The organism is Candidatus Zixiibacteriota bacterium (assembly GCA_021159005.1).
Taxonomy (GTDB): domain Bacteria; phylum Zixibacteria; class MSB-5A5; order UBA10806; family 4484-95; genus JAGGSN01.
Genome location: JAGGSN010000095.1, coordinates 1 through 11,195 on the forward strand (window position 1 = coordinate 1; position 11,195 = coordinate 11,195).

The following is an 11,195-nucleotide window of genomic DNA, read 5'->3' on the forward strand; positions in this document are numbered from 1 at the left end:
AATCGGGATGGTCGCAGTGGCCAACTTGATAAGATTGAATATAAGCTGTATTGGCCGGGTGCTCCACTCCGCCGGGTGCCGGGTGCCCCATCCCCGCTACTGCGGGGTGGGCTGCCTCATTTATTGCGGCTTTGCTTTTTGTGTTTTATCCTTATGGGAAGATATAGTTGTAGGGCAGGTCTTTCCGAGACCTGCCTCTTCGGCGCCTTCATCTGCAAAATTACTCTCGATGTTCATCATCCAAATTATCAGCGGGTGCCCCACTCCCGGCCAAAGCGGGAGCGGGCTGCCTCATTGGCGCTTTTATAAAGGCATCCCGCCCCCGCTTGAGGCAGGGGATGAGGCACCTAATTTTTTACATTGTACCACGCCTAACAGGTGTGTTTAAGATTTGAACCTGATATGGTTATTTTTTAATTTAGGTCAACTAATTAATCCAACCTGTCTGCAAAGGTTTGACATAGCATATCAAATAAAAATCCCCATCTGTTAGGTGAGCTGCCGGCTTTAGAACATTAAGGAAATTCCTATTGCCAATTCAAGCATTTCGATTATGTTATGCTTAAGGAAAACATGATGAAACTCATAGTTGCGCTGATTTATGCAGGCGGATATTAGCAGTAGGGCAGGTCGCCGCGGCGACCGACTCCTGCCCTACAAATAATATGCTGCCTATGTGACAGAACGTACAGGCTATTAATTGGGGATAATTATTTAACTGTTCCGGGAAATTCCTGCCGCAAATAAGCTTGACATCAGAATTCAATTATTGTTTAATCAATTGCAATGGAAATATTTGTTGAATAAAAACGTAAGCTGATAACGATTAATATCTTATTGAAAGCCTTTAAAACATAACTTAATTAAATGAGAATAGAACATTCTTTAGCGCTAAGTATTGTAATTATTTCAGGAGGACGATGATGGCAAGAGATCGCTGGGATAGTCGTACGGCATTCATATTAGCGGCAATTGGGTCTGCTATAGGTTTGGGAAATATATGGAGATTTCCGTTTGTCTGTTATGAGAATGGCGGCGGCGCATTTTTGATTGTTTATATCATAGCGCTATTAACAACCGGGATTCCCATACTGCTCCTTGAATTCAGCTTAGGCCATAAGATGGAGGGATCTTCACCCATATCTTTTAGCCAAATTTCCAAAAAGTATGAATGGTTTGGTTGGATTCCGGTTCTTATAGGCTTTATGATTATAACTTACTATTCAGTTATTATGGCATACTGCATCAAATATGGGATAGCCTCGATAACGCAAGCTTATGCGGCGAATCCATCAGACTACTTTTTCAAAGAAACGCTTGGGAGAACATCGGGGCCGTTTGAGTTTGGCGGATTTACAAAGCAGTTTCTTTGGCTGTTTGCAGGTCTTGTCGTCTCCTGGATATGGATTGTTTTTTCAGTCTGGAAAGGCGCCAAAACCGTTAGTAAAGTCGTCTATTTTACCGTAATTATTCCCTGGTTTCTCCTTGTTGTATTTGTGGTCAGGGGGATGACTCTTCCCGGGGCTATGGATGGTTTGGCTTTTTATCTAACTCCGGATTTTTCAAAGCTGCTTGATTTGAGTGTTTGGCTGGCGGCTTATACCCAGATATTTTTCTCATTGTCGGTAGGTTTTGCGGTAATGATTGCCTATGCCAGTTTCCTGCCTCGTAAAACAGACCTTGTCAATAATGCGTTTATTATCGGTTTTGCCGATGCTCTGACGGCTTTTGTGGGCGGTTTGGCGGTATTCGGCGCCTTGGGTTATCATGCTCATACTTTGGGAAAGTCAGTTGCCGACTTAAGCGATATAGCCGGGCCGGGACTTGCTTTTGTTACATATCCGGCTATCATTGCCAATCTGCCATGGGCGCCAATTTTCGGCGTGCTGTTTTTCATAATGCTTCTAACGCTTGCTATCGATTCGGCATTTTCAATAGTTGAGGGTATAACGGCCAGCCTGATAGACAAATGGAAAATGTCTCATCTTAAGGCAAACCTCTCGGTTTCCTCGATAGCTTTGCTGATTGGTTTGGTATTTTGCACTGGCGCAGGTTTATATTGGCTTGACATACTCGACCATTTTATGAACTATATTGCTTTGGGTTTTTCTGTCTTTTTTGCCTGCATTTTTGTTGGTTGGATTTACGGCGCCGGGAAGATGCGCGATCATGTCAACTCAATTTCTGAATTTAGTATTGGCAAATGGTGGGAGATAAGTATAAAATACTTTACGCCTATTTTATTGGTATTGCTATTAGGAAATGAGCTATGGGCTCGGCTTAATGGATCTTATGAAAATTATGGCAGACTTGCAGAATTTTTAGCTGGCTGGCTAATTCTTATATTGATAGTTGTTGTCGGGTATTTTCTATATAAATCAAAAAGAAAGGCTTAATTCTATGCCTGCATCCGCTTGGATAATGCTGCTTATAAATGGCGGCATACTTTTCGGAGGGTTATTATATTGCGCGTTAAGAGCAGGGAAAGGCCCTTCAGATAAAAACAACGATATATAAGCAATAATTGCTTTTAGGAATTGTTTTGTTTGATTTTTAACCTTTCTTGCTATTGATCCTAAATCAGGATTAAACAAGAATGATTGCGATGATGCTGGGCAAGGATTTCAGCAAGACGAAATTATTATAAACCATATATTATATTCCAAAGAACTTTTTTAGGCAATGTTCTTATAGCATTGAATGAGCTTTTTAAGTAATTATCCCACATTATACTATAGTTATTAAAGGTTTCGTGACCGGTTATTTTATACATTGCTTTCAATTGCTGTACATGCAGTCGATGGTAGGGCAATGAAGCCGGGTTTTTAAATCCTTTATTTGAAATATGATATAAAGACCAATAATTTATATCATATTTAGGAAGCCATTTAATAAGAGTTTGCATGCCGTCATCATATAATGACTTTGCCTTGCCGCTGCTGTCAAAATTAATTAAATCACGCAAACCCCATAAAGCAAAAATAAAACCATTTAGAACATGGTTAGTTTTAGTAGAGGGATATTCATCATAAAATACACAATCTCCTTCATAACTGGCTACACCTCCATTGTCAGCGGTTAACCTAAAAGACAGCAGCGCTTTCATTGCAGTATCAATATATTTCTCATCCCTAAAATAAAGATAAGCTTTGGTCAAACAGGAAATAGCCATCCCCTGTGTCATTGCTGAAGGCCATGGCTTAAATAAACCGAATTTTTTTACTGTGGAGTTTGTTAACCATACGCCATTTTCATTTTGATTGGTTATTAGCCAATCTATCATATTTTTAAACACATCAAGATTTTTCTCTTGTTTTGACATTGAGTATAAATCACTATGCCCAAGAGCATAAATACAGATGAAAACAGGAAAATGTATAAATTTACCTTTATAATTATATAAAGGAACCGCTTTTGAATCGAAAGGACCACTATAATTTACTCTATGGGATTGATTAAGATAATAAGGCAATGGGTTATCAGGTTTAAAATCAACAGTTACTGGCGTATGATCATACCTTTTTATATTTATATTAGCATAATCCAGTAAATTATATATTTTATTTTTAAAATAGCTATAGTATAAAATTTTCTTTAACATCTTAAATATACAATGATAATACCAATTGCTTTAACTTGCATTTATCATGCTGATGTAAAAATGATATTTCATATATCATATTCCAAACTAAACCACTCAATAACCTAATCACAATTATTACTGCAACACTTTTATTTTAAGGCTATTCCACTTTAAAAACAACATAATTTTACAAGCTGATATAGATATTTTATTAGATATAAATTGGACAGCTTTTACCCCTGCCTAACAGCTAGCTGCATTTACAATAATTGATTAATTGAATTTACTTTAATAAAGCGACTTTCAACGATTTGGTAAAACCATTAAAGCTGACTACCGCAAAATAAATGCCCGATGTCTGTCTATGTGCTTCCCAATTATATACATGCCTGCCAACCTCAAGATTGCCCGCATACAACGTCTCAATTCTCTGCCCCAGAATGTTGACTATTGAGATGTTTACACTCGCCGGTTCCCCTATTCCCACAACGATATTGGTAGCTGCATTAAACGGGTTGGGATAATTTGTCAATAAAAACACCGTTTCCGGAAGGCTCTCGGTATCATCAATTCCAGTATTTTCGAAAGGTAAAGCACCCATATCATCGCCATACCTGCCAGTGCCTATGCATGGCGAACCATCCCGAAGATGATAATTTTTATTTGGTTGATCAACAAATAAAGGATCTAATTCCAAACTCCCCGTACCGGGGTTAGGGTCAAAAGCTGCGACCTCGCCGCCGCCTCAGCCAGGGCAATATTCAGCATAAGGAAACTCTTCAATATTGTAAAAATTATTAAAAGCAATGTATTCAGGATGTTCATCTTCAATAATGAAAATGCCATAATCGCAATTAGCTACAATATTATCCCAAATTCGAGTCCCTGTTTCATGGTCAATATAATATGTTTTTATCGCGGCGCTCTCGCAGCCATCAATAGTATTAGAAACAATATTTGCCGAAGATAAATTGCTTATAAAAATACCGGCAAATCCTCCCACGAGAACGCAGTTTTGAATATCGAGATTAGAAGAGTAAACACTAATCGAGGCATAGTATTCCTGGCCATGAATAATTGCGCCATTGCCATCTATGTAAACATTCATACCCTCAAAAACAGATAAATCGCCATTATATTCATCGGCTGGGTCAAGTTCTATATACTTATCGTAATCGCCATTGCCGACAGCATCATCATAGATTTCTTGTAAGCTTCTATAAGCATAAACATTAGCGATTAACAAGATAGTTATTATGAACGTCAACGCAGATTTCATGAATCCTCCTGCCGTATCTTAATTTAAAAATTTTAACAAACACAATAAGAAAGTCATAAATTAACAATTAAAACCTATTTAAAATGATAAATGTTCCGGTTTTATTATTAAGGAAAGCTGCAAATATTAAATCAATTTCCGCAGAATATTTGCCATTTCACGCGCGGTCTGAAAGCGCAAATCCGGGTCTTTGGCTAAGGCTTTGGCAGTAATTTTATCGAATATCCTCGGCACATCTATATTTATTTCTGATGGCGGCGGCGGCGTTGTGTGAAGGATTGAATATATTAACGCCGAGATTGTATTCCCTTTAAACGGTTTTTGATTGGTCAGCATTTCATATAAAACGACCCCAAGGCTGAAAATATCGCTGCGGCGATCGATTGATTGGCCTTTCAACTGCTCCGGGGATATATAGTTTGGTGTCCCAAGAGCAACACCTGATTGAGTTATGTTTGATTGAGCCAGCCGGGCAATGCCAAAATCCATCACCTTGATACGGTCGTCATTCAAAAGCATTATATTGGCAGGTTTAATATCGCGATGAATTATGCCGCGTTCGTGAGCGAAATCTAGCGCCTCGGAAATTTGAATCATTATTTTACAGAGAGTTTTGTAATCCCATTGGTACCCGGATGCCAGAAGAGCCTCAAGCGTTTTGCCGTCAAGAAATTCCATAGCGATATACTGAAGCGATTGTTCTTCGCCGACATCATAAATTGTAACAATATTAGGATGAGATAGGCTGCCGGCAGCTTTAGCCTCGCGGCTAAGCCTCTCCTTTAGCTCGTTCATTTCATTTGAATCGATGATATTATCCAGGCGGATTGTTTTTAAAGCAACCGGTCGGTCAATAGCGGGATCGAGCCCTTTGTAAACTGTGCCCATAGCTCCCTGTCCGATTGGCTCAATAACCTCATACCTGCCAAAAGTATTAGTTCCCGACGGCAAACCCGGTGAACTTGCAGCAATCGGCATGGTCTGTATAGCTGATTGGTTCACTGGCTGTGTCATTTGAACCGATCCGGACTGCTGCCGAGTACTCTGTCTTTGATTTGTTGGATGTGCGGCGTTTGAAGCAGTTTTTAAAGCGCCGGCAGCAATACCGGCAATAGGCGTTCCGGTTATAAGCGCTTCATAGTCGACCTCATCGTTTTCTGATTTAGCCGCTTCCATCTCGCTAAGACTTTTCATAGCTGGCGCGCCAATTATGAAAAATAGAATCATTATGATAGGATAAAACATCTGTGTAACTATGTCAAAATTAGTAAATAAAACAAAACTTACATTAGCAATAACAAATATAAAAATAACCAATGTTATGATTCTGTATAACAAAGAAATCCGAGGGAGGATTATTGCCGAAAGAATACCTACGGCAAAAATAATTATTAGATTAATAAGATGTGAATCATGAAAATCTTGAAGGAAGTGATTATGGATAATATTTTCGACTGTGTTAGCGGTTATTTCAACAACATGCATCGCCTGATAAACCGGCGTTGAGTAAATATCAACGGAACCGGCAGCAGTATAGGCAACTATTACGATTTTGCCGGAGAATTCCCGTTTGCCGATAGTATCAGTATAAATATCCTGCGCTGATACTGTTTTGAAAACACCGGTTTTGCCGTTAAAATTAATATTCATTCTGCTTTCATTATCAATTGGTATAATTCGCGGTCCCAAAGTAATCGTTTTGCCAACATCAACTTTTATTTTATCGCGATAAACTCCGAAATACTCCTGAGCAATAACAAACGAGGCAGAGGGCAGATATTCACCGGCATAGGTAATTATCATCGGGCTTGATCTAACATGTCGATCCGGGTCGAAGCTTACTCCGGCAAAACCAAGATATGAGGCTGCCTTCGCCAGAGAACTGGTGGGAAGATATATATTATTGGCTTTTGGCGATGGGAACTCCTCGAATTTTGAAACATTGTCAAAGTTAACAAAAGCATTGCTTCTAATATATTCGGGAAGAGTAAAACCCTCGGCGGAATAATTTCCCGCTGAATATCTAAATGGCAAAATGACATTGCCTGCCAGTTTAATCTGTTTTGCTAAACTATCCGTATATCCCAGAGAATCTTCATATGGATTATCGGGAAAAGGAAGATCTAAGTATACAACCCGGGGTTTCTGAAGAGAGATTTTTTCAACTAGTTTAGCTATCTGATTGCGATCCCATGGCCATTTACCAATAAAGCGAAGCGATACATCATCAATGGCGACAATCTGAACATCATCCGGAATATCACTTTTCCCTTTTAGTCGAAAGAATTCATCATAAACAACCATCTCCCATTTGCTAAGGATATCTGGTTGATCAAGATAAATAGTAACTACAAAAACAGTGATAAGAAGATATAAAATAAAACCGGAGAATTTTCTTAACATAAAATTACCTGTTAGAATGCCGATTGAATTCTAAATTAATTATTCCTTTTTAATTGATAAATCGGCATAGTTTGGTCAATCTTTATACAATGCTTACAACCTTTTACAATATTGATGATACTTTATGGAACAGACGATATTACCTTGTTTTGATGGATACATTATTAATTTAATTGATTTTCAAAATCAATTGATGATTTATTCGGCTTCCACTTAAAAAGTTAAAAAGCATCCCTATAATTAATAGACAAAACTTTCCAAGCCTGCGCTGGAGCTGAAAAATATCATATTCTGCCTTATTATTCGAAAAAACTCCTGCAAATAATTAGTTTTACATTCTCGAATAATTTACTATCTTTATTTATAAAAATAGAATTAAAAAGTGTTTGATTTTACTGAACAAATGTTTTATATTCTTACAAGATTTGAATAATATTATTTTATAAAAGGAGATAAATATGGTGGAAAACGACTCGCAAAAACAGAAATCGATTGAAAGCGCGCTGACACAAATAATAAGACAGTTTGGCAAAGGATCAATTATGCGTCTTGGGGATAGCTCAGCCTTCTCGAAAATCCCAGCCATCTCCACCGGCTCAATAGGTCTTGACATTGCGCTGGGTGTTGGAGGTCTGCCGCGAGGTAGAGTCATTGAGATATTTGGTCCGGAATCATCCGGTAAAACAACCTTAGCTCTTCATGCAATAGCTGAAGCGCAGAAAAAAGGCGGAGTTGTCGCTTTTATTGATGCCGAGCATGCTTTAGATGCCGTTTATGCCAAGGCTCTCGGAGTGGATATCGACAACTTGCTTATATCTCAACCGGATACAGGCGAGCAAGCCTTAGAGATTACCGAGACTCTTGTTCGTTCCAGCGCCATAGATATGATAGTAATTGACTCGGTGGCGGCACTGGTGCCCAGAGCCGAGATTGAGGGCGATATGGGGGATGCCCAGATGGGTTTGCAGGCGCGGCTGATGTCGCAGGCTATGAGAAAATTGACAGGCACTATATCAAAATCTAAAACATGCGTGATATTTATCAACCAGATAAGGATGAAAATCGGGGTGATGTTTGGCAATCCCGAAACGACAACCGGCGGCAATGCCCTTAAATTTTACTCATCGGTAAGGCTCGATATCAGGAAAATCGCCACCATCAAAGATGGCCAGGATATAATCGGCTCGCGAACAAGAGTGAGAGTGGTTAAAAACAAAGTATCTCCGCCTTTCAAGGAAGCTGAGTTCGACATTATTTATGGCAGAGGCATATCTCGTCTGGGCGAATTAATCGATATTGGTGTTAAAACTGATGTTGTTGAAAAAGCCGGCACCTGGTTCTCCTACAAAGATGACAGGCTTGGCCAGGGCCGTGAAAACTCCAAAAATTACCTTAGGGAAAACCCCGAACTGATGAAAACTATTGAAAAAAATATCCGGGCTAAATTAGGTTTGAATGGCGAGGAGGAAAAAGCTAAACAACCTGAGGAGAACAAGAGTAAGGTTAAGAAATAGAATCTGATTTATAGTGAAATAGTAAATATAGGATATCTACCCAGACTGTTGACAAAGCCCACTCCGACTGGAAAGTCGGGGCTATTAAGTTTTAATTATCAATATAACCGCTTAATAGTCAGGGTGTTCCGGCCCCTGCCATTTCCATGGCGTTGAAATAAACACCAGTATTACCTTTTATCAACAACCCGAATAACTCTTAATTATTACAATATAACCGATATTATCAGAAGATATATTGACTTTTATATTCAAATTATATAAATCTGCATTGAATTATTATGAAAACCGGTCAGAAAATAAACGCAACATTATCAAGAATTTTCGAGAGAACGCGCTACTCGGAAAATATGTTTATCATTGCCCTCTCGATTTTGGTTGGAGTATTAACCGGTTTCGGTTCGGTGATGTTTCGCTGGCTGATACTAACCTGCCGTGATTTCTTTTTTGGCTCAATCCCTTTAGCCACCTCGCTAACAGGTTTTCACAGAGACTGGTTTATCCCAATCGTCCCGATGGTTGGCGGTATTTTAGTTGGTCCTATTGTCTATAAATTTGCCAAGGAGGCAAGGGGGCATGGTGTGCCGGAGGTAATGTCGGCGGTAGCTCTGCATGGAGGCACAATCAGGCCGAGAGTATCTATCGCTAAATCAGTAGCCAGCGCAATTTGCATCGGTTCGGGCGGTTCTGCCGGACGAGAAGGGCCAATTGTGCAAATCGGTTCGGCTATCGGTTCATCAATCGGTCAGCTTTTTCGTCTCTCCGGCAATCGCATCAAAGTGCTTGTTGGCTGCGGCGCTGCTGCCGGTATCTCGGCAGTATTTAATGCGCCAATAGCTGGCGTTTTATTTTCTTTAGAAATTATTCTGGGTGATTTTACAATCAAGACCTTCTCGCCGGTGATTATTTCCTCGGTGTTAGCCTCGGTAGTGTCGCGCTATTTTTTAGGAGATTACCCTGCCTTCGATATCCCCGAATATTCGCTTGTCTCGGCTTGGGAAATTCCGCTGTATATGATGTTAGGCGCATTTGCCGGAGTTATTTCGTTTATTTTTATAAAGGTTCTCTACTGGACTGAAGATTTATTTGACAATTTAAATAAAATCCCCAACGTGCTCAAACCGGCAATTGGCGGTTTGTTCCTGGGGGTTACCGGCTTAATAACACCGCAAATATTTTCGGATGGATACGAGGCTATATCATCGGCTCTTTATGGCGAGATGTTCTGGGGGCTAATGTTAGTTTTAATATTTACAAAAATTATTGCTACTTCCCTGACTCTTGGCTCCGGCAATTCCGGCGGAATATTTGCCCCCTCTTTGTTTTTAGGAGCCATGGTCGGCGGTTTTTTCGGCACTATTATGAACAACCTTTTCCCCGGGATAACCGCTCCGCCTGCAGCTTATGCCTTAGTTGGCATGGGCGCAGTTGTGGCTGGCGCAACTCATGCCACTATTACCTCGATTCTAATAGTTTTCGAGATGACCGGCGATTATCGAATCATGCTGCCAATGATGGTGGCGACAGTTTTCGCAACTCTTGTGGCTCGATGGCTTAACAATGAATCGATATATACGCTAAAATTAGTTCGCCAGGGTATAAATTTAAGCGCTGGTAAAGATATCAGCATATTAAATGAAATAAAAGTGTCTGATGTTATGGAAACTCATTATAAATCTATACCGATTCACCTGTCATTTAGAGGTATAATGCGATTAATGGAAGAATCCAAGGAGAACACTTACCCGGTTATCGACAATGGCAAATTTTATGGTATGCTGTCATTCCAGGATTTGCGGTCAATTCTTACCCAGCAAGTGGTACCGGAATTGATTATCGCCTCTGATATTGCCACCAGAGATATATTAACGATTACAGCTGATGAGAACCTCAATGAGGCTTTGCAAAAATTCGGTTTCAAAGACCTCGATATGATGCCGGTTATTGATAACAATAATCCCACAAAAATCATCGGCATCCTAAGGCGCGGCGATTTGATGGTTCATTACAACAAGCGCTTAGTAGAGAAAATGGCACAATAATACAAAATTTCCGTCGATAATTTTTGTATTATCGAAAGTTGCTTCCGACAGCCAGACTATTGACAAAGGGTTATATTGATATATAACCAATAAAAAGGAAAGACTTAATAATTCTCATCATCTATAAGTAATCAGTAGGGCAGATATTAGCTCTGTTTGCCAAGCACCGTTTGGTAATCAAGGGAAATAACCTCATAGAAAAGTGAAGTATTAGCCGATGTTTGGCACCTAAATCTCCGCCACTGGCAGGGGACTTTTAAATTGCATAATCATAATCATATAATGCGTCAACGCAGATATAATATATTCCTCGCCAATTTTTCTATGCGTCAGGATGGAAGTCCGTTACTGCGGACGACATCCTGACGCTGAAG

The 11,195-nt window shown here is 39.7% G+C and carries 8 protein-coding genes; 4 read left to right on the plus strand and 4 right to left on the minus strand.

Features of this window, described 5'->3' with window-relative positions; all coding sequences use genetic code 11:
* The first annotated feature begins 920 nt into the window (after nt 1-920).
* Together J7K40_06180 and J7K40_06185 are read left to right on the plus strand one after the other, a co-directional pair.
* Nucleotides 921-2,396: a sodium-dependent transporter gene (locus J7K40_06180; GenBank protein ID MCD6161982.1), complete on the plus strand. Its 1,476-nt coding sequence runs from the start codon at nt 921-923 to the stop codon at nt 2,394-2,396.
* A 4-nt stretch (nt 2,397-2,400) separates the two neighbouring features.
* Nucleotides 2,401-2,517: a MetS family NSS transporter small subunit gene (locus J7K40_06185; GenBank protein ID MCD6161983.1), complete on the plus strand. Its 117-nt coding sequence runs from the start codon at nt 2,401-2,403 to the stop codon at nt 2,515-2,517.
* A gap of 124 nt (nt 2,518-2,641) precedes the next feature.
* Here the strand turns inward: J7K40_06185 and J7K40_06190 are convergent, their stop codons facing one another.
* The 4 genes from J7K40_06190 to J7K40_06205 form a co-directional block, all read right to left on the minus strand.
* Nucleotides 2,642-3,601 (minus strand): hypothetical protein, encoded by a 960-nt coding sequence (locus tag J7K40_06190; protein MCD6161984.1) that lies wholly within the window; start codon nt 3,599-3,601, stop codon nt 2,642-2,644.
* A 265-nt stretch (nt 3,602-3,866) separates the two neighbouring features.
* On the minus strand, nt 3,867-4,280 hold the full coding sequence (locus J7K40_06195; GenBank protein ID MCD6161985.1) for a T9SS type A sorting domain-containing protein: 414 nt from the start codon (nt 4,278-4,280) through the stop codon (nt 3,867-3,869).
* Nucleotides 4,281-4,328: 48 nt separating this feature from the next.
* Entirely contained in the window at nt 4,329-4,862 is a 534-nt protein-coding gene (locus J7K40_06200; GenBank protein ID MCD6161986.1) for a right-handed parallel beta-helix repeat-containing protein, read from the minus strand.
* A gap of 126 nt (nt 4,863-4,988) precedes the next feature.
* On the minus strand, nt 4,989-7,265 hold the full coding sequence (locus tag J7K40_06205) for a CHASE2 domain-containing protein (GenBank protein MCD6161987.1): 2,277 nt from the start codon (nt 7,263-7,265) through the stop codon (nt 4,989-4,991).
* A 458-nt stretch (nt 7,266-7,723) separates the two neighbouring features.
* Between J7K40_06205 and recA the strand changes: the two genes are divergently transcribed.
* Nucleotides 7,724-8,779, plus strand: coding sequence for a recombinase RecA (recA, locus tag J7K40_06210; protein MCD6161988.1), 1,056 nt, complete (start codon nt 7,724-7,726; stop codon nt 8,777-8,779).
* A gap of 281 nt (nt 8,780-9,060) precedes the next feature.
* A complete protein-coding gene (locus J7K40_06215; GenBank protein ID MCD6161989.1) occupies nt 9,061-10,821 on the plus strand; it encodes a chloride channel protein in 1,761 nt (586 codons plus the stop codon).
* The last annotated feature ends 374 nt before the right edge of the window (nt 10,822-11,195 follow it).